This window comes from Fontibacterium abundans (SeqCode) (assembly GCF_965235095.1).
Classification (GTDB): domain Bacteria; phylum Pseudomonadota; class Alphaproteobacteria; order Pelagibacterales; family Pelagibacteraceae; genus Fontibacterium; species Fontibacterium abundans.
Genome location: NZ_OZ249405.1, coordinates 719794 through 739355 on the forward strand (window position 1 = coordinate 719794; position 19562 = coordinate 739355).

General features: G+C 29.8%; 16 protein-coding genes, 1 tRNA gene and 1 other RNA gene. 4 read left to right on the forward strand and 14 right to left on the reverse strand.

What is annotated here, in order from left to right; genetic code table 11:
- Position 1: 1 nt before the first annotated feature.
- The 8 genes from AC8GER_RS04005 to AC8GER_RS04040 all read right to left on the reverse strand — a co-directional run bounded on the left by AC8GER_RS04005 (position 2) and on the right by AC8GER_RS04040 (position 7672).
- Positions 2-1402, reverse strand: coding sequence for a UDP-N-acetylmuramoyl-L-alanyl-D-glutamate--2,6-diaminopimelate ligase (locus AC8GER_RS04005; protein WP_506597582.1), 1401 nt, complete (start codon positions 1400-1402; stop codon positions 2-4).
- Positions 1392-3098: a peptidoglycan D,D-transpeptidase FtsI family protein gene (locus AC8GER_RS04010; protein WP_506597583.1), complete on the reverse strand. Its 1707-nt coding sequence runs from the start codon at positions 3096-3098 to the stop codon at positions 1392-1394. The genes AC8GER_RS04005 and AC8GER_RS04010 overlap by 11 nt, the downstream gene beginning before the upstream one ends.
- Positions 3088-3357: a cell division protein FtsL gene (locus AC8GER_RS04015; protein WP_506597584.1), complete on the reverse strand. Its 270-nt coding sequence runs from the start codon at positions 3355-3357 to the stop codon at positions 3088-3090. Before AC8GER_RS04015 ends, AC8GER_RS04010 begins: the two co-directional genes overlap by 11 nt.
- Entirely contained in the window at positions 3350-4372 is a 1023-nt protein-coding gene (rsmH, locus tag AC8GER_RS04020) for a 16S rRNA (cytosine(1402)-N(4))-methyltransferase RsmH (protein WP_506597585.1), read from the reverse strand. Before rsmH ends, AC8GER_RS04015 begins: the two co-directional genes overlap by 8 nt.
- Before the next feature lie 26 nt (positions 4373-4398).
- A complete protein-coding gene (gene ftsZ, locus AC8GER_RS04025) occupies positions 4399-5856 on the reverse strand; it encodes a cell division protein FtsZ (protein ID WP_506597586.1) in 1458 nt (485 codons plus the stop codon).
- A gap of 34 nt (positions 5857-5890) precedes the next feature.
- Positions 5891-6331 carry a division/cell wall cluster transcriptional repressor MraZ gene (gene mraZ, locus AC8GER_RS04030; RefSeq protein WP_506597587.1) on the reverse strand — a complete coding sequence of 147 codons (441 nt, stop codon included), beginning with the start codon at positions 6329-6331 and terminating at the stop codon, positions 5891-5893.
- Positions 6332-6549: 218 nt separating this feature from the next.
- An RNA gene (rnpB, locus tag AC8GER_RS04035) (RNase P RNA component class A) lies at positions 6550-6913 on the reverse strand.
- Between the two features lie 33 nt (positions 6914-6946).
- On the reverse strand, positions 6947-7672 hold the full coding sequence (locus AC8GER_RS04040; protein WP_506597588.1) for an N-acetylmuramoyl-L-alanine amidase: 726 nt from the start codon (positions 7670-7672) through the stop codon (positions 6947-6949).
- Positions 7673-7769: 97 nt separating this feature from the next.
- On the opposite strand from AC8GER_RS04040, the gene AC8GER_RS04045 reads away from it, so the two are divergent.
- Positions 7770-8528 (forward strand): MlaA family lipoprotein, encoded by a 759-nt coding sequence (locus AC8GER_RS04045; RefSeq protein ID WP_506597589.1) that lies wholly within the window; start codon positions 7770-7772, stop codon positions 8526-8528.
- A gap of 23 nt (positions 8529-8551) precedes the next feature.
- Entirely contained in the window at positions 8552-9151 is a 600-nt protein-coding gene (locus AC8GER_RS04050; protein ID WP_506597590.1) for an MlaC/ttg2D family ABC transporter substrate-binding protein, read from the forward strand.
- Positions 9152-9158: 7 nt separating this feature from the next.
- Here AC8GER_RS04050 and AC8GER_RS04055 read toward each other — a convergent pair.
- The 4 genes from AC8GER_RS04055 to AC8GER_RS04070 form a co-directional block, all read right to left on the reverse strand.
- Positions 9159-9235: transfer RNA gene (locus tag AC8GER_RS04055), tRNA-Ile, on the reverse strand.
- 46 nt (positions 9236-9281) lie between these two features.
- Positions 9282-11153: an RNA polymerase sigma factor RpoD gene (gene rpoD / locus AC8GER_RS04060; protein ID WP_506597591.1), complete on the reverse strand. Its 1872-nt coding sequence runs from the start codon at positions 11151-11153 to the stop codon at positions 9282-9284.
- A gap of 52 nt (positions 11154-11205) precedes the next feature.
- Positions 11206-12966 (reverse strand): DNA primase, encoded by a 1761-nt coding sequence (gene dnaG / locus AC8GER_RS04065; protein WP_506597592.1) that lies wholly within the window; start codon positions 12964-12966, stop codon positions 11206-11208.
- Positions 12963-13427 carry a GatB/YqeY domain-containing protein gene (locus AC8GER_RS04070; protein WP_506597593.1) on the reverse strand — a complete coding sequence of 155 codons (465 nt, stop codon included), beginning with the start codon at positions 13425-13427 and terminating at the stop codon, positions 12963-12965. Before AC8GER_RS04070 ends, dnaG begins: the two co-directional genes overlap by 4 nt.
- Positions 13428-13556: 129 nt before the next feature.
- Between AC8GER_RS04070 and carA the strand changes: the two genes are divergently transcribed.
- Together carA and carB are read left to right on the forward strand one after the other, a co-directional pair.
- Positions 13557-14750: a glutamine-hydrolyzing carbamoyl-phosphate synthase small subunit gene (carA, locus tag AC8GER_RS04075; RefSeq protein WP_506597594.1), complete on the forward strand. Its 1194-nt coding sequence runs from the start codon at positions 13557-13559 to the stop codon at positions 14748-14750.
- Complete coding sequence (gene carB / locus AC8GER_RS04080) at positions 14743-17958, forward strand: carbamoyl-phosphate synthase large subunit (protein ID WP_506597595.1); 3216 nt, start codon at positions 14743-14745, stop codon at positions 17956-17958. The genes carA and carB overlap by 8 nt, the downstream gene beginning before the upstream one ends.
- On the opposite strand, the gene AC8GER_RS04085 is transcribed toward carB, so the two are convergent.
- Positions 17955-18611 carry a hypothetical protein gene (locus tag AC8GER_RS04085; protein WP_506597596.1) on the reverse strand — a complete coding sequence of 219 codons (657 nt, stop codon included), beginning with the start codon at positions 18609-18611 and terminating at the stop codon, positions 17955-17957. The genes carB and AC8GER_RS04085 overlap by 4 nt on opposite strands.
- Positions 18612-18616: 5 nt before the next feature.
- Positions 18617-19561 carry a mitochondrial fission ELM1 family protein gene (locus AC8GER_RS04090; protein ID WP_506597597.1) on the reverse strand — a complete coding sequence of 315 codons (945 nt, stop codon included), beginning with the start codon at positions 19559-19561 and terminating at the stop codon, positions 18617-18619.
- Between the last annotated feature and the right edge of the window lies 1 nt (position 19562).

A 19562-nucleotide genomic window follows, 5' to 3' on the forward strand; every position in this document is an offset into this window, starting at 1 on the left:
TTTATTTTAAAAAAAATTTAGATACTTTCTGATCAGAAAAATATTTCTTTTGGTTGTTTATAATCTGATAATTTTCATGTCCTTTTCCAGCAATCAATAAAATACTGTCAGTATTAAGATTGTTAATAGCTGATTTAATCGCCATTTTTCTATCTAATATAATCTTCGATCTCGAACATCCTTTTTTAATTTGTTTGATAATAGAAGTTGGATTTTCAGATCGAGGATTATCATTTGTTAAATATATTTTAGACGCGAATTGATCTGCTATTTCGCCCATTTTATATCTTTTTCCTTTATCTCGATCCCCTCCACATCCAAATACAACATCTACTTTTTTATTAAATTGCTTTGCTAATGTTTGAAGACTCTTCTTTAAAGCATCTGGAGTGTGAGCGTAATCGACTACTACAGCAGATTTTTTTTTATTACCCACATACTGCATTCGCCCATTTGCAGATTTTATTTTTGATAATGTGTTAATAATTTGATCTGGATTTTTTATAGATAAATATGAAGCTAAAATTGCCGCAAATAAATTTTTAATTTGAAAGTCTCCTATCAAATCAAGTTTAATATTATATATTTTATTTAAAAAATTAATTTTTATTATTTGTTTGTTTCCAAAGTAGTAATGAGAAATTAATTTAATTGTATTTCCTCTAGATCCAAAAGAAAGAATTTTTATTTTTCTTTTCTTACAAATTTTATTTATTATAGAAAATTCAGGGATATCTGTGTCTAAGACAGCAAAAGAATTTTTATTCAATAATGAACTAAAAAGAGAAAGCTTAGCTTGTAAATAGTTTTTTAAATTTTTATGGTAGTCTAAATGATCCTGTGTAAAATTTGTAAAAATTCCTGCTGCAAAATTAATACCATCCAATCTATTTTGATGAAGTCCATGACTAGAAGCCTCTAAACATACGTTATCAATTTTATTCTTTTTTAAAAAATTTAATTCTCTATGAATTGTAATAATATCTGGAGTTGTAAGATTGCTTCTTTTAACTTTACTTTTATAAAAAATACCAAGCGTGCCAATAGCTGCTGAATTTATTTTAAGATTTTTTAAAATCTGAAAATAAAAATTAGCCACTGACGATTTTCCATTTGTTCCTGTAACTGCGATTATGTTCTTCGGTTTTTCTTTATATTTTATAGAGCATGCTTCCGCTAAAAATTTATTAACGTTTTTTACTATTAAATAATTTTTATTTCTTATATTTTTACTTGTAACGACTTTGCAAGCACCTTTTGATAAGGCTTCTGATGAATATAAATTCCCCGACTGTTTAGAGCCTTCCATTGCAAAAAAAATATCGTTTTTTTTTATTTTTTTTGAATTTATAGAAAAGTTTCTATTTTTATATTTTAAAAATTTAATTTTTTTACTTAACATTAAGAGCAATATTATAATTCTTTGAAGCTAAAATAGGTCCAATTCTTTTTATAATAGTCCCTGCGGTAGGAACAGCATTCCATCCTGAATCTGATTTATAAAAACCTTTGCTAGGGATAGCTTTTGGCTCATCAATCATAACCAACAATAAATACTCTGGCTTTTCCTCAGGATACGCAGATACAAAAACAGTCATAACATCTTTTGAATAGCCTTTAGACGTTTTGGAAACTTTAACTGCGGTTCCTGTTTTTCCTATCACCGAATAACCATTAATATCAGCTCTTTTTGCAGTTCCTTGCATAGGGTCTTCTTTGTCGACAACTTTTCTGAGCATTTTAACCATTTTTTTACTTGTTTCTTCGCTAATAACTCTTTCTTTTTTTGTATTCTGATTTTGTTTTACTAAAGTTGGATAAATTTTATATCCACCATTTACCAATGATGCATAAGCCGAAGCTAATTGAATTGGTGTAGTACTAATTCCATGACCATAAGAAGCTGTCGCTAAAGTACAATTATCCCATTTCATGGGCAGGGATTTGCCTTTTTCTGGAAGTTCAACAGATGTCTTTTCAAATACTCCTAGCTTTGTTAAAAAATTTTTATAATTCTCAATTCCAATTTTTTCTATTATTTTTACTGTTCCTATATTCGATGATTTTACTAAAATTTCTGTAGTGGTCAGATCTCTTTTTAAATTTTTATCATGTTCATTGATTGGCTGAGAAGTGCCACAATTATATACTTGTTTTTCTAAATTTTTAAATAAAGTGTTCTCATCAACAAGTTTTAATTCTAAAGCATTAGCAATTGTTAAGGCTTTAAATACAGAGCCTAATTCATAAACGCCAAGAGTAATTTTATTTAAAAATTTCTCGTCGTTTACTAATGTACGTCTATTAATGTCAAAATCAGGCAAAGAGACTAATGATATTATTTCTCCAGAATTTACATTCATAAGAAGTGAAGCCGCGCCTCTTGCTGAATAGTCCGAAATTGCGTTTTCTAAGGCATCCCTTACTTGCGACTGTATCACAGTATCTAGTGTTATTTGAAAAGAACTGTTAGAAAATTTTGTATTTAGAATTTGATTGTTAAAATGATTTTCAACGCCCGAAATACCCTTATTGTCTTCATCTGTTTGACCTAGCACATGACTAAATAAATTTCTCTGAGGATAAATTCTAACCTGTCTTCTGCTTAATTCTATTGCAGGCTCTCCTAACATAATCGCTTTTTTATATTCAATATGATCAAGTTTTTTTTTAAGAACTAATCTTTTTTTATCTGCACTTTCTTTTTGAATTTCGTTTATATTTAATCCTGGAAATTGTGATTTTAATTTGATTAAAAGTTGAGGTAAATTATTTGTCTTATCAGCTCTTAGAACAAGATCATAAATATCAATATTTTTTGCTACTAATAAACTAGCCCTATCAATGATATCTCTTCTTTCGTTGTAATCTTTGTCAGTAATAAAATCATCAAAATTAATCTCATTACTTCTGTTAATGCCTAGATATAAGAGTTTTAATAAAATTATTAAAAATACAAAGAAAAAAATTTTAAATACAAAATTTACTCTAGAATTAAATAAGGAATAACTGCTATTTATATTATTTTTATTATCATCATTAATAAAATTCTGAAAATAAAAACTTTTTTGTTTATTATTATCTAATTTATTTTTCATTTAAATATTTAAAATTAGTTTTATCCATTTCGATATAGTCAGGAGATAAGTTCAGTTTTGCTAGTTTTTTTACTCTTTCTGGAGCTGATAGATAATTATTTTCTAACTTTTCATTCTTTAATTTTTCAACTAATTCCGTTTGTTCTTGCTTTAATTTTAATATTTCTTTTTCAAGATCACGGGTTTTGTTCTTAATATAAGACACACATATTGTTCCAAAGATAACGATAAATACTACTATTGATATTTTTTTACGCATGCATAACCTCTTCTAATTGAAAATACTTTTCAAGATTTAAATATGATCTTTTAAATTCAAAAGAATGATCTTTAATTTTAGTTGCACATCTTAGTTTTGCGGATCTTGCTCTGTTATTATTTTTTATTTCTTTCTCAGAAGCAATAATCGGTTTTCTATTTTTAATTTCTAATATATTAAAATTATCATTTTCATTATTTTCGGGCAAATACCGTGACGTTCCTTTTCTTTTATTTGAAAAAATTTCAAATATTTTTTTAACAATTTTATCCTCTAAAGAGTGAAAAGTAATAACAATAATCTTTCCATCTATTGATAAATTTTTTATCGCAGAAGTTAAGCCTTCATAAAGTTCTGTTAATTCTTGGTTAACAATCATTCTGATTGCTTGAAAAATTTTAGCACAAGCATCTACTTTATTGTATTTGCTATTTTTATATCTTTTAGCTCTTAAAATAATATCCGCTAATTCTTGCGTTGAGTTTATTTCTTTATCTTGTCTTTTTTGCACAATTAGTTTTGCAATTAATCCAGAATCTTTATCTTCTCCGAATAAATTAAAAATATTTCTTAAATCTTTTTGTTCAAGTTTATTAACAATATCATGCGCTGTAACATTATTTTTTCCCATGGTCATTTTTAACAATCCATCTTGTCTATAAGAAAAGCCTCTCTCAGGATTATCAATCTGAAAAGAAGAAAGCCCAAGATCGAAAATTATTGCAACAGGAATTTTTTGTAGATTTCTTTCTTTTAAAATATTTTCTAAATTACTGAACCTATCAATAACAAATTCGAACCTATTTTTATATTCTTTGCCTATTTCTTTTGAAAATGATTCAACAAAATTATCTCTGTCGATAGAAATTACTTTTGTATTTTTTTTAGATAATATTTTTCTTGTGATGCTCCCACCGCCAAAAGTACAATCAATATATAAGCCAGATTTATAAGGAGTTAATATCCTATCGATATCTTCTGACATCACTGGAATGTGTTTAAATTCCAGTGACATGGGGAAATTTTATCTTTAATTATTCTCTAATTAGTTTGACGTCTTAAAAAAGCAGGAATTTCTAAATCTGCTTTTTCTGCGTCTGTAAGATCATGTCCCAAATCTTTAAAGAATTGAGAAGAACTTTCTTTATCATTAGAAATACTTTTTAAATTTTCATCTTCAGAAAATAGTTTTGGAAAAGATGTAACCTCTTCAACTATTTGCGTATTTTCTTTTTCATTTAATACGCTTAAATTCTGAGAAGAAATATTCTGTTCTTGAGCAGTATTAGAACTTACGGCTTGCTCTTGAACATTCATATGATTCAATGCTTGATTATTTATCTCAGCAACATGCGAAGTTTCTTGATACATATCAAGAGCTGTCGCCCCATTAGTCATTGCTTGAGGAGCTGCTTGAGTTACATAATTTGGAACAAATGATTGCTGCGGTTTATTATAAACAGTGCTGTATCCGCTGTTTCTATTATTAATATGTCTCATCATACTAACTACAGGCTTATTGTTAATGGCTGCTTCTCCACCTAAGCCCGTTGCAACAATTGATACTCTCATTTTTCCATCTAACGCATCTTCGAAAGTAGAGCCTACTAAAATTTCTGCTGAAGGATCAACCTCTGCTCTTATTTTGTTAGCGGCTTCGTCTACTTCAAATAAAGTAATATCGTTACCACCGGTAATATTAATAAGAAGACCTCTTGCTCCTTTTAATGAATAATCATCAATTAAAGGATTGGCTAAAGCTGCTTCTGCAGACATTACTGCTCTCTTATCTCCCTCTGCTTCTCCAGTTCCCATCATAGCTTTGCCCATACCCTTCATTACTGTTTCGATATCAGCAAAATCTAGATTTATAAGACCTGGCTTAACAATTAAATCTGTTATTCCTCTAACGCCTTGCATTAAAACATTGTCGGCCATTTTAAATGCCTGAGGGAAAGTAGTTTTTTCGTTAGCAACTTTAAATAAATTTTGATTAGGAATTATAATGCTAGTATCAACATATTTTTTTAATTCTTCCAAACCTCTTTCAGCGGCTTTTAATCTTCCAGGACCTTCAAAAATAAAAGGTTTTGTTACCACTGCTACTGTTAATAAATTTAAATCTTTAGCTGCTCTAGCTATTACGGGTGCAGCGCCTGTTCCTGTTCCACCACCCATTCCAGCGGTAATAAAAACCATGTTGGCACCTTGCAAAAGATTTATTAATTCATTTAACGATTCTTCTGCTGCTGCTTGTCCGATATCGGATTTTGCTCCAGCTCCAAGTCCTCTAGTTAAATTTGTTCCAAGTTGCATTTTGCATGAAGCTTTATTGTGCTTTAAAGCTTGCGCGTCAGTATTTGCTGCAACGAATTCAACACCCTGAACTCCACAGTCTATCATGTTGTTAATAGCGTTACCGCCTGCTCCTCCTACTCCTAGAACAACTATTCTAGGTTTTAATTCTCTTAATTCTGGTACGTTTATTTTTATTGTCATTTGTTTTCCCTTTATTGTTATTTATTAATATTCATTAAGACCATTTTAAATCTGATCTTAATGTCTTAGCTTTTTTTCTTGCCTCTTCTCTAAATTTTGAGAACTTTTGAGGTTCCCACATTTGAAATGTTTTTCCTTGTCCTACAAAAACTACTGTTTCTTTAATTCCAGAATGATCTAAAAGTTTTTTTGGAAGAACTACTCTTCCATCAGAGTCAAAATTTAATTGAAAGCTGTCTGCAAGTATCGACGTTGCAAATGTGTCTCTATTTTCTTCAAAGGGACTAAGACTGTCTATGCTATCGCTTAATTTTTCAATTCTACTTTGAGGACAAAATTCAATTGATGAATTTGTAAATGAAGGGTAACAAATAACGCTATTGTATCCTAAGGATGACAAATGAGATCTAAAGCTAGCAGGCACTGACACTCTGCCTTTCTTGTCTAACTTGTTTTCGAACGTTGATATAAACATTTTTTTTTAAAAAAAAATTTCCAATAAATTTATTACTAATATAGTTAATATTTATCATTTATGGGTTATCATGGGATAACATGGTATATAATAGTAAGTCAATGGAGAAGTGCTTTAAAAGTATAATTAATTTAATATTTTTGTTCTTATTTTGTTCTAAAAAAAATTATTAAATATCAAATAAAATAATTAGGTAAAAATTTAAGAGGAATTATTTAATTGCCAGTCAGTCTGTAAGCTGGGTTCTGTCATTGAAAACGGTAATTTATCTAGGTCTATTGTCGCCAATAAACTCGAGCAACCAACCCAAACAACTCACCCAAGATTAGGCTAGATTTAAATAAATTTAAATCATGTTGCTTCTATTTGGTCTTGCTCCCAGTGGGGTTTTCCATGCGGTTTTTGTTACCAAAAACCCGGTGTGCTCTTACCACACCTTTTCACCCTTGCCTTGATAAGGCGGTTTATTTTCTGTGGCACTATCCCTGAGGTCACCCTCGCCAGCTATTAGCTGGCACTGTTATCTTGTGGAGCCCAGACTTTCCTCTTTGAAAATATCAAAGCTACCATTCAACTAACTGGCAGTTAAAATTATATATTAGGCAAAATTAAAATTCAACTATTAAATGAATTTCGCAAATTATTTAAAATTAAATAACATTCTTGATCAAAAATACCATTGATCAAGTCCTGCCTATATCTTCTTTGAAAAGCTTTTATAAAATCTTTATTTAAGCCATCTGCTGTCAAAACCCTTGTATATCCTAGCTTTTTTATCATCCTTAACATATTTTTTTTGTTAATATTTATCAATTTTTTTAATCTAAAATTTTTAATAAATTTTTCATCTAGCGAATGCCAAATCGCCAAATCATTTTTATAAAGTTTTTTCCATGGAAACTTTTCACCAGGATCTATTTTTCTATTTGGGGCAATGTCAGAGTGACCAGTTATGTTAATATTTTTAATCTTAAATTTTCTTTTTAATATTTTTAAAATCTTAATAAGTTGAACAATTTGTTTGCTTGGAAAAGTTTGATAACCATATCGATGACCTTTATTTTCAAGTTCAATGCCAATAGAATTCTTATTTAAATTTTTATACTTAAACCAATTTGATATGCCTGCGTGCCAAGCAATATTATTATCTTTGACTAATTGTATAATTTTTCCAGTTCTGCTTATAAGATAATGGCTGCTTACCTCGTATTTTTTTGAAAGAAGTCTTTCTACTGCTGATTGCAAAGATCTCATTCCTGTATAATGGATAACAACTGACTGAATATTACGTGTTTTATTACAATGGATATAATTAGGTGATTTTAAGTGTTTAATTTTCATAATTAAATTCTAAAAATACACTAAAAAGCATTAAATTTCTTGGGTGTTTTTAATATGTAATTGTAGAAAATATGTATATATAGACAACTTTAAGATTATGAAAAAAATATTTCTAGTTATAGCTTTTTTAACAGTATTCAATTCCAAAACTATTTACGCTGCAGCAGATCTTCCTGATTGCAACGAAGGTATCAATAGAGCTGTATTTAGCTTTAACATGACAGTTGATAAATATTTTTTTAAACCAATTGCGCAAGTTTACAATGTTCTTCCAGTTGAAATTAGAAGCGGAATAAATAATGCTTTGTTGAATATAGATTCTTCCCTGTCAGTTCCAAACCAAATTTTACAAGGAAACTTTGGTGAAGCAGCAATATCTGTTTCGCGATTTGCAATAAATTCTACGGTTGGAATTCTTGGCTTATTTGATCCAGCGACAGCTCTTGGGATTGAAAAAACAAACAGAGAAGATTTTGGTCAAACTCTTGCGGTTTGGGGTTTTGATCACGGTTGTTATGCTGTAGTTCCGTTCCTTGGACCCACAAGTCCTAGAGATGCTGTTGGAAGAATTCTTGGAGTTTATGGTGACTACTTCTATATGGTTTCGGCTGGAGATAGAACGGCTTTAGGAGAAAATCTTGGCGACACAGTTTACTGGTCAACAAAAGGAACTGAGATAACTAATTTTAGAGCACAAAATATTAAAAGTTCAGAAAATTTAGAAAAAAATTCTTTAGATCTTTATTCTGCATATAAAAGTTTATATTTACAAAGAAGAGAGAACTTAGTTAAAAACGTTAAAAGATCTGAAAGTCAGTATGGAGCTGGTGACGACGAGTGGAAAAAAATTAAATAACATTTCTACTTAATAATTAAAGAATGAATACTTTCATTAAAAAAATATTTTTTTTTATAAGCATTATCTTATTAATATCTTCAAATTCTAATTCAGCGGAAAGAAATGCTGAGGCTTTCGTTCTTAAATTAACGGATGAAGCAAAAATTATATTTAACGACAAATCACTTAATAAAGATTCAAGACTAAAAAAACTCAATGATCTTTCTTCAAAATATTTAGATTTGGATGCTCTTGCTGGTTATACGCTTGGCGATTATAGAGAAAAGGCTACAACCTCTGAAAGAGAAAATTTTAATAAATTGTTTAGAGAATATTTTATAAAAAATATGTCTTCAAAATTAAATGATTTTGCCGATCAAGATCTTAAAGTCATAGATTCAAAAAAAATTAATGAAAATAATATTATTGTAAGTACTAAAATCTTTTCAAAAAAAGATGCTCAAGAGATTGCTGTTGAATGGAGAATTTTTACAAAAGACTCAAAACTTCTTGCAAGAGACCTGGTTGTTGAAGGATTAAGTTTGGCAAGAACACAAAAGGAAGAATTTGCATCAATAATAGCGAGCAAAGGTTTTGTTGGGGTAATTAGCGCTCTAGAAAATTTTAATAAATCAAATTAATTTGAATTGGTGGGCCCGCAGGGATTTGAACCCCGGACAACCCCGTTATGAGCGGGGGGCTCTAACCAGCTGAGCTACAGGCCCGTTTCGAACGGATATAACATTAAAAATATAGTTTATTAACTAAATTCTAACTATCAAAGAAGCTTTTTAATTGTCTAGATCTGCTAGGATGTTTTAATTTTCTTAAAGCCTTAGCTTCAATTTGTCTTATCCTTTCACGCGTAACTGAGAACTGTTGACCAACTTCTTCTAAAGTATGATCTGTATTCATTCCAATTCCAAAACGCATTCTTAAAACTCTTTCTTCTCTTGGAGTTAATGTGGCTAAAATTTTTGTAGTTGTGTTTCTAAGTCCACTTTGGATTGCCGCATCAACAGGTATTAATGCATTCTTATCTTCTATAAAGTCTCCTAGATTGCTATCCTCCTCATCTCCAACTGGCGTTTCAAGAGATACTGGTTCTTTAGCAATTTTTAATACTTTTCTAACTTTGTCTAAAGGCATAGCTAGTTTTTTAGCTAACTCTTCTGGTGTGGGCTCTCTTCCAAATTCACTAAGCATTTGTCTTGATGTTCTAACAATCTTGTTAATTGTTTCGATCATGTGCACTGGTATTCTAATAGTTCTCGCTTGATCAGCTATTGATCTTGTGATCGCTTGTCTAATCCACCATGTTGCATAAGTTGAAAATTTATAACCTCTTCTATATTCAAATTTATCAACGGCCTTCATAAGACCAATGTTACCTTCTTGAATTAAATCCAAGAACTGCAATCCTCTGTTTGTATATTTTTTAGCAATCGAAATAACTAATCTTAAATTAGCTTCAATCATTTCTTTCTTAGCAATTCTAGATTCTCTTTCGCCTTTTTTGATTTTATTAACTAAGATTTTAAAATCTGAAACTGGTAACCCTATATCTTTACTAATTTGAATTAGTTTGCTTTTAATATTTTCATATTCTTTTTTTTCTTTAGTAAAGAAATTATGCCATTTTTTATTCTCTCCTAAAAAACTTTCAAAATTTGGATTAATTTCATTTCCTACATAAAATTTTATAAATTCCTCTCTAGGAATTCCATGTTTAGAAGAAAGTCTTAAAAGCTCTCCATCAAAATTTATTAATTTTTTATTCTCAACGTAATTTAGTTGGACTAACTCTTCTTGCGTCGCTGGGTTTAACTGTAATTGCAAAATATCTTGGCTAATTTCCTCTTTAATTGACTGATAATTTTTTTCTTTACTTGGGCTAAACTTAGATCTAGCAAGTACAGTTTCTAACTTTTCTTTCTGATAAGAAATAAGTTTTTTATAATTTTTTGATAATTTTTCAAAAGTTTTTAAAATTTTTGGTTTAAGCTCAATTTCAAGAGCCGCTAAAGAAATATTGTACTCATCATTCTCTTCTTCAATGGCTTCAACACTCTTATTGTCTGGATCTGCTTCTTTATCTTTCTTTGTTTTTGGTTCTTTAACTACTTTTTCAACACTTTTTGCAGCTAAAGCTTTTGTAAAATTCTCATCTTCTAAATAATTACTATCAAGATCAATAATATCTCTAACCAACATTTCGTTGGCATTTAATTTATCTTTCCATTCAAATATTTTTTTTGCCATCAATGGACTCTCTGCCAATGCAGAAACCATTACGTATTTTCCAGATTCTATTCTCTTTGCGATTGCAATTTCACCCTCTCTAGATAGAAGCTCAACGCCTCCCATCTCTCTAAGATACATTCTAATTGGATCATCACTTCTCTCAGAAGTCTTCTCAGCTTTAGGCGCTTCTTCTTTTGTCTTAACTTTAAAGTCAGACTTTTGTTTTACTAAGGTAATAAGATTATCAAAAATATTTAAAACAGCCTTTTCTAAACTTTCTGGAGTGCTATTTCTTTTTCCTAAAGATTTTTTTAATTCTTCATGAGTAATAAATCCTCGAGCCTTTCCACGCTCAAGCAATTTCTCAAATGATTTTGAAATAAGCTTATCTGCTTTCACTTTAATATCTGTTTATTGGAGCAGTATATATATTTACTAGGATAGAAAATTACTAGACTTTTTTTGATGCTACAATCTGGTCTTTTAAGGATAAAAGTTCGTTATACTGAGCCTCGTTCATATTTTTAGATAATGATTCTTCTGCATCTTTTAATTTACTCTCAAGTTTCAAATTATTAACTTGTTCAATCAAATCTTGTAAAAAGTTATCAAACTTTTCTTCATCTAAATTTTCTGAAATTCCTTTTATAGATGAAAATTCATTTATATCTTTAATAATTTGACCAAAATTATTTTCTTCTAAATGCTTTAATAAATTAAATTCTTTAAATGTTTCTATCTTTTCTAAAATATTTATTAAAACTTTCTTTAATTCTTCTAAATTTTTATTATGAAAATTAATTATTGAGAGTTTTGCAGATTGATTTTTTAAAATCTGAACATTATTTAAAAAAAGATACATCAAAGAAAATTCTTTTAATTCAAAAGATGAATATCTTGTAATTTTTCTTGTAAGTTCTTTAGTCTTATTTAAGGGTTTAAGACTTTTAGCTTTTCTATTTGAAAATTGCTCAAAAATTTTATTTTTAAAAAAACTTATATAATGTTTTTTTACGGTCGAATCTTGAATTAATAGACACAAATCCATTAATTTTTTTTCAAAGCCAGCTCTTTCTTCTGGTTGCTCTGATTGCAAATCTTGTAAATTATTTTCAAAAATAAAGTTACCAATATCAATTTTTTGATCTAACAAACTCTCAAAATTATTTCTTCCATTCTTTCTTACAAAAGAATCTGGGTCAAAACCGTTTGGTAAAATCAAAAATGATAATGAATAATTTGGCTTCATATGAGCAATTAACTTTTCCGAAATTTTATGAGCAGCATTTTGTCCGCTCCTATCACCATCAAAACAAACTACGGGATCATTAAAATAGCGCCATATTAAATTTAAATGGGATTCAGTCATTGCTGTACCAAGTGTTGCAACTACATTTTTAAAACCAGCCTGATAGAGACTAATCGCATCCATGTACCCCTCAACAACAAAAACAATTCCACTTTGTTTATTTTCGGTTTTAGCGTTGTTTAAATTATATAAATTATAACCTTTTTTAAAAAATTCAGTTTCTGGAGAGTTAATATATTTTGCTAAGTAATTCTGACTTAGTGCTCTTCCACCAAATCCAATAACATTATTGTTGTAGTCAAAAATTGGAAAAATTAATCTATTTTTAAACCGATCAATAAGTTTATTATTTTTTTCATCATGAAAAAATACTCCACTCTCAATAAGTTCTTTTTGATTAAAATTACTAAATAATGAAACATTCAAACCATATTCTCCTGAATATCCTACTTTAAATGTGGACAAAATTTCCTGTGTCAAACCTCTAGCAAGAGCATATTTTTTAACACTTTCATTCTCGGAAAAGTTTTTTTGATAATTCTGCAAAGCAATTGTTAATATTTCGTCATATTTTTTTCTTCTATTTTCTACTTCAATACTTTCTTTCGTAAATTTAAATACTGGCATACCAGCTTTTGCTGCTAATTTTCTAACCGCATCACCAAAATTTAATTTTTCAACCTTAACTAAAAAATCAAAAATATTTCCATGCTCACCTGAGCTAAAACAATGATAAAATCCCTTTTCATCATTAATAGTGAATGATGGCGATTTTTCTTTAGAAAATGGAGATAAGCCTACAAATTCTCTTCCTCTTCTTTTTAATTGAACTGAAGATCCTACTATGTCGGAAACTTTTATTCTTTGTTTAATCTCTTCTAAATACTCTTTTGGAAATTTCATTTACTTAATAGTTCTTTTAATAATGTTCCTGCTTTAGAAAAATCTATGCTGCCAGAATATTTGGACTTTAAAATTGCCATTGCTTTTCCCATATCCTTAATTGAGGTCGCCCCCGAATCTTTGATTGCGCTTTCGCAAACTTTTTTAGTTTCACTATCATCTAGTTGTTTTGGAAGAAATTCTTGAATAATATTTATTTCTTTATCTTCTTTTTCTGCCAAATCATTTCTTGAAGCTTTTTTATAGATGTCTAATGATTCTCTTCTTTGTTTTAACATTTTGTTAAGAACTGCAATTACATCTTCATCTTTAATTGAAGTATCTTTTACTCCAGCTCCTCTCTTTTCAATTTCTTTATCTTTCACTGCAGAAACGATGAGTCTTAAAGTAAGAACCTTGTCTTTATCTTGTTTAAGTGCTGATTCTTTTAATTGAGTATTTACCTTATCTAATAAATTCATAAGTTTTAAATTACTCTAAATAATCCAATTGCTCAAAAGAAAATATTACCAACTTGACTGGCGATTAACTTTTTCATAATGTTCGCCAACTTTTAAATAACTTAAAAGCTCTTAACTCATGGGTTGTATTTGTCTAAAGAAACTAATTTAGAAAATAAATACAAAATAAAAAATTCTATTAATTCTAATGCTATTTTAATTCTTGAAGATGGAGAAGAGTTCCATGGATTTGGAATTGGTGCTTACGGAATTTCTTCTGGTGAAATATGTTTTAATACTTCAATTACCGGTTACCAAGAAATACTAACGGATCCTTCTTACTCAGGACAAATTATAAATTTTACTTTTCCTCATATTGGTAATGTGGGAGCCAATAATGAAGACTTAGAAGGAGATAAAACTTGGGTTAAAGGTGCAATATTCAGCGCTGAAGTAACTCATTCGTCTAACTATAGGGCTTTAGAAAATTTAGATCAGTGGTTAAAAAAAAATAACGTTACTGCAATTTATGGGATTGATACTAGAAAACTTACTTTAAAAATAAGAAAGTTTGGACCAAAAAAAGCTACGATAGCTTTCAGAGAAGATGGCAATCATAATGTAAAGGAACTTTTAGAGATTACAAAAAAATTACCTAGCTTAGAAAATTCAGATCTTACTAGAGAGGTTACTTGCAAAAAATCTTATCGATGGATTGGTAATAAATTATGGAATGCGAAAGGATATGAAGTTCAAAAGAATAATAAATATAATATTGTTGCAATTGATTACGGTATTAAAACTAATATTTTAAGAAATTTCTCTGAACTGGGATGTAAAGTAACTGTTGTCCCCTCAACAACCGCTGCTAAAGATATACTTGCTTTAAAACCAGATGGTGTTTTTTTATCTAATGGACCTGGAGATCCAGATCTTACAGGAAAATATGCAATTAAAATAATTCAAGAAATAATATCCTCAAATACTCCTGTGTTTGGAATATGTTTGGGCCATCAATTACTAGCTTTAAGTCTTGGTGCTAAAACAAAAAGAATGCATCAGGGCCATAGAGGTGCGAACCATCCTGTTAAAAATTTAACTAATAATAAAGTAGAAATTACAAGTCAAAATCATGGGTTTGAAGTTACAAAAGATAGTTTACCTAAAGACATTGAAGTTACTCATGTGTCCCTTTTTGACACTTCTATCGAAGGTATAAAATCAAAAGTTAAACCGGCATTTTCTGTACAGTATCATCCAGAAGCGTCTCCGGGTCCGCATGATAGCAATTACCTTTTTAAAGATTTTATAAATTTAATAGAAAAAAATAAAATTAATGCCTAAAAGAAAAGACATAAAATCAATTTTAGTTATTGGAGCCGGACCTATTATTATTGGTCAAGCATGCGAATTTGATTACTCGGGAACGCAAGCTTGTAAAGCACTGAGATCTGATGGTTATAGAATTATTCTAATCAATTCAAATCCAGCAACTATTATGACCGACCCTGATGTTGCTGATAAAACTTATATTGAACCCATCACCACTGAAATTATAGAAGAGATTATTAAGAAAGAAAAACCTGATGCAATATTACCTACTATGGGGGGTCAAACTGCACTTAATGCTGCTATGGCACTTAAGAAAGAGGGAATTTTAGAAAAATATAATATTGAATTAATAGGCGCCAATTCTGAAGCCATAGAGAACGCTGAAGACAGAGAAAAATTTAAAAAAAATATGACCAACATTGGTCTTGAGTGCGCAAAATCTATAATTTGTAGATCAATTGAAGATGCAAAGAAAAGTTTAAAATCAATTGGGCTACCAGCAATTATTAGACCTTCATTTACTCTTGGGGGGTCCGGAGGTGGAATTGCGTTTACCGAGGAAGAGTACTTAAAAATTATAGAAAATGGTCTTGATCTTTCTCCAACCAAAGAAGTTTTAATAGAAGAATCTCTATTGGGATGGAAAGAATTTGAAATGGAAGTGGTTAGAGATAAAAACGATAACTGTATAATTATTTGCTCCATTGAAAATGTTGACCCAATGGGAATTCATACTGGCGACTCTATTACTGTGGCCCCCGCATTAACTTTGACTGACAAAGAATATCAAATCATGAGAGATGCTTCTTTTAAATGTATTAGAAAAATTGGAGTTGAGACAGGAGGTTCTAATGTTCAATTCGCAATCAACCCAAAAAATGGAAGAATGATTATTATTGAAATGAATCCAAGGGTTTCTAGATCCTCTGCATTAGCTTCAAAAGCAACTGGGTTTCCAATAGCAAAGGTAGCTGCAAAGCTTGCTGTTGGTTACACTTTGGATGAATTAAAGAATGAAATCACAGGAACAACCCCTGCTTCATTCGAGCCAACTATAGATTATGTGGTGACTAAAATTCCACGATTTGCATTTGAAAAATTCAAAAATACTGAGGCAATACTAGGAACAGCAATGAAGTCTGTTGGTGAAGTAATGTCTATCGGAGGAAACTTTAAAGAATCCGTTCAAAAAGCATTGTGTTCATTAGAAATTGGACTTGATGGCTTTGATCTAAACGAAGAAACAAATATGCAAGATTTAAAGAAGAAACTTATAGAAAGAACTCCTCAAAAAATACTTTATGTAGCAGAGGCTTTTAGAAGAGATCTGAAACTAGATGAAATTTATGAAATGACAAAAATAGACAAATGGTTTTTAGAGCAGATACAGGAACTAGTTGTTATAGAAAATCAAATTAAAGATGAGGATGTTTTAAATAATAAAGAAAAACTCCAATATATTAAATCAATAGGTTTTTCAGATAAAAAAATTGCAAAGATTTTAAAAATAAAAAGTAATGAAGTTAGGTCTGCTAGGAATAAATTTAGAATTCATCCTATATATAAAAAAATTGATACATGCGCCGGAGAGTTTGAATCTAAAACTCCCTATATGTACTCTACTTATGGAAGCAGCGATCTAAGTGCTTGCGAGTCTGAACCAACAAATAAAAAAAAGGTTATTATTCTTGGGAGCGGACCAAACAGAATAGGACAAGGAGTAGAATTTGATTACTGCTGCTGTCAGGCAAGTTACGCATTAAAAGAAGTTAATTATGAAACTATTATGATTAACTGTAATCCTGAAACAGTCTCAACCGATTATGATACAAGTGATAGATTATATTTTGAGCCTTTGACTGAGGAGCATGTAATTGAAATTATTAATAAAGAAAAAAGCAATGGTTCTCTTTTTGGTGTTATAGTTCAGTTTGGAGGACAAACTCCATTAAAGCTTGCAAAATTTATTCATGAAAACAATATTCCAATATTAGGTACTCAACTTGAGTCCATTGATCTTGCTGAAGATAGAGAAAAATTTAAAAACTTTGTAATCAAAGAAGATTTGCTTCAGGCGGAAAGTGGACTTGCAAGAACTGAAGCTGAAGCGCTTGAAATCGCAAAAAAAATAAATTTCCCAATAGTAATTAGACCTTCATATGTTTTAGGCGGTAGAGCCATGGAAATTGTTTACGACGAAGACCATCTCAAAAAATATATAAAAGAAGCGGTTAAAGTTTCAGGAAAAGAACCTGTTCTAATAGATAAATTTATTAACGATGCGATTGAAGTTGATGTTGATGCTATTTGCGATGGCAAAGATGTTTTTATTGCAGGGATAATGGAGCATATTGAAGAGGCAGGAATTCACTCTGGAGATTCCGCATGTTGTATTCCTCCGTATTCATTAAAACAAAATATTATCGATGAAATATCAAAACAAACAAAGAAGATTGCCTTTGGTTTAAAAGTATTAGGACTTTTAAATATTCAATTTGCTGTAAAAGATGATCGAGTTTATGTCTTAGAAGTGAATCCAAGAGCCAGCAGAACCGTTCCTTTTGTAGCAAAATCTATTGGAGTTCCTGTTGCAAAAATTGCAACAAAAGTAATGACAGGTTTAAAATTAAAAGATCTAAATTTAAATAAAAAAAATCATAAATTATATTCAGTTAAAGAAGCTGTATTTCCTTTTAACAAATTTCCAAATGTGGATACCTTGCTAGGACCAGAGATGAAATCAACAGGAGAAGTTATGGGAATTGATAAAACATTTGGTCTTGCGTTTGCAAAAAGTCAATTTGCAACTGGTAATAAAATTCCAAAATCTGGCGTTGCTTTCTTGTCCGTTAAAAAAGATGATAGAAAACATATTCTTAAGGTTGCGCAAGAACTAAAAAAAGCAGGATTTGATATTATTGGAACTTCTGGAACTTCTGATTTTTTAAATTCATCAGGAGTTGAATGTAAAAAAATTAATAAAGTTATGGAAGGAAAACCTCATATTGAGGATTCTCTTAACGCTAAGAAAATTGCTTTAGTTATAAATACATCTCAAGGTAAACAATCTATAAAAGACTCCTTCTCTCTTCGAAGAGCGGCTCTTACAAGCGGCACTCCCTACTACACAACAATTGCTGGAGCCAATGCAATTACTGAGGCAATTAAATCCTTAAAAAATTCTAAATTTGAAGTTCTTGCTTTGCAGGATATAAATTAATTAACTTTCCAATCAGTTTTGAAAGTTACATAATTTACTTGAAGACATCTTCTGTCTCTTTTGATCTCTTTTTTCTCTAATCCATGCCAAGTATCAGGACCGCTTGTAAAAACATATCCATAATTATTTTTATAAGGAACAGTTTTTACTAACTTTAAATTCTTATCATAGAAATCTGTGCCCAACTCTTCAGATTCATAATTGTCTGGATTTGCAAATAACAGACATGACATTAATTTTTCTTTAATGTCACAATGAGGTTTAAGCCAAAAACCAACTCTATCAGCTATAATTTCAACTCGTACATATGCTTTACTTAAATCTTTTTTGATTTTTGAACCAACATATTGAGCTGTTTCCATTTTACATAATTCATCGATAAATTTTTTTAAATGTGGATAGTCTTTATAATTATCCTTTGTAACAAATTCTCTTATCTTTCCTGCTTTACCACCGGTTGGATCTCCAGATCTATATATCCCTGCGCCACCATCTACCGCTCTAGTGCCGTCAAAATCAATTTTAATTTCCGGAACCTTCGCTTCGCAAATTTCTGCTATTTGCTCATCAGTTAATGGTTCATTTAACTCCCAATGATCAAATGGGTAGTTCGAATAAGCTGATTTATTTTGAAATGATTTTAAAAAACTCATTAATATTAATTTAACCTTTCTTTTATTATTCTCGCAATACGTTTTGTCTCATCTAATTCAGGATAACTCCAATTATCAATATTTTCTCCTAAAAATTTAATAATTCCCTTCTCTCTAAAACTATTAAGAAAATACTCAAACCTATTATTTCTTCTCTTGGCCTTCATTTTAGCCACGAATATTGGCTTTTGTGTGATCGCACACTCAGAAATCATTGAAGTAGAATCGCAAGTTACAATAATTGTCTTGGATAATTTAAGGGCTGATAAATAAAAATCTTTACTCACAAAATCAATAATAACCGCTGAATTTAAAAAAAACTTTTTAGCAAAATCAATAATATTATCTGGCGTTCTTCTTGATCTAACGAGAATTAATTTAAAACCTTTGTCTAAAAAATTATCTTTTATTGATAAAAAAATATTTCCAAGATCAATCTCGTTAAAATCATAATACCTATTGGGTCCTCCCAAGATTAAAGAAACAATCTTATCCTTTTCAGATAAATTATATTTTGAGAAAAAATTACTACTGTTATCGATCTCTTGTTTAGTAATATAATGAAGGGCTCCAAACGTGCTTAATACGTTACTTCCTTTTATTTGATCATGCTCAGGTGCGACAATTAAATCAAAATTTGAAAAATTAACTTTAGGGTTCTGAATATGAATATTGAATAAATTCTTATTATTTCTTTTTAAAAACAAAGAAGAAATAATGCTATTTTTGCCGCATGAAATTAGTACTTGATTCTCTATTTGATCTGGAATTTTTCCATCAATAACAGATTTGCTAACAGGAACTAAGTTTATAGGAAAATATCTCCAAGGTTTTTTTAAATTTACAAAACAATGATTAAAATCCAACTTTAAAGCTTTTGCCAAACCTTCTACTTGGCTCACCATACCATGGGCGCCCTCTGTTAATAATAATGCTTTAAAATATCTCATT

What these genes read in the sequence shown, in the direction of transcription:
- AC8GER_RS04010 (WP_506597583.1), bottom strand. Translation starts at nt 3,098, where the DNA reads ATGAAAAATAAATTAGATAATAATAAACAAAAAAGTTTTTATTTTCAG.
- ftsZ (WP_506597586.1), bottom strand. Translation starts at nt 5,856, where the DNA reads ATGACAATAAAAATAAACGTACCAGAATTAAGAGAATTAAAACCTAGA.
- AC8GER_RS04005 (WP_506597582.1), bottom strand. Translation starts at nt 1,402, where the DNA reads ATGTTAAGTAAAAAAATTAAATTTTTAAAATATAAAAATAGAAACTTT.
- AC8GER_RS04085 (WP_506597596.1), bottom strand. Translation starts at nt 18,611, where the DNA reads ATGAGTTTTTTAAAATCATTTCAAAATAAATCAGCTTATTCGAACTAC.
- AC8GER_RS04090 (WP_506597597.1), bottom strand. Translation starts at nt 19,561, where the DNA reads ATGAGATATTTTAAAGCATTATTATTAACAGAGGGCGCCCATGGTATG.
- mraZ (WP_506597587.1), bottom strand. Translation starts at nt 6,331, where the DNA reads ATGTTTATATCAACGTTCGAAAACAAGTTAGACAAGAAAGGCAGAGTG.
- dnaG (WP_506597592.1), bottom strand. Translation starts at nt 12,966, where the DNA reads ATGAAATTTCCAAAAGAGTATTTAGAAGAGATTAAACAAAGAATAAAA.
- AC8GER_RS04015 (WP_506597584.1), bottom strand. Translation starts at nt 3,357, where the DNA reads ATGCGTAAAAAAATATCAATAGTAGTATTTATCGTTATCTTTGGAACA.
- AC8GER_RS04045 (WP_506597589.1), top strand. Translation starts at nt 7,770, where the DNA reads ATGAAAAAAATATTTCTAGTTATAGCTTTTTTAACAGTATTCAATTCC.
- rsmH (WP_506597585.1), bottom strand. Translation starts at nt 4,372, where the DNA reads ATGTCACTGGAATTTAAACACATTCCAGTGATGTCAGAAGATATCGAT.
- carB (WP_506597595.1), top strand. Translation starts at nt 14,743, where the DNA reads ATGCCTAAAAGAAAAGACATAAAATCAATTTTAGTTATTGGAGCCGGA.
- AC8GER_RS04070 (WP_506597593.1), bottom strand. Translation starts at nt 13,427, where the DNA reads ATGAATTTATTAGATAAGGTAAATACTCAATTAAAAGAATCAGCACTT.
- AC8GER_RS04040 (WP_506597588.1), bottom strand. Translation starts at nt 7,672, where the DNA reads ATGAAAATTAAACACTTAAAATCACCTAATTATATCCATTGTAATAAA.
- AC8GER_RS04050 (WP_506597590.1), top strand. Translation starts at nt 8,552, where the DNA reads ATGAATACTTTCATTAAAAAAATATTTTTTTTTATAAGCATTATCTTA.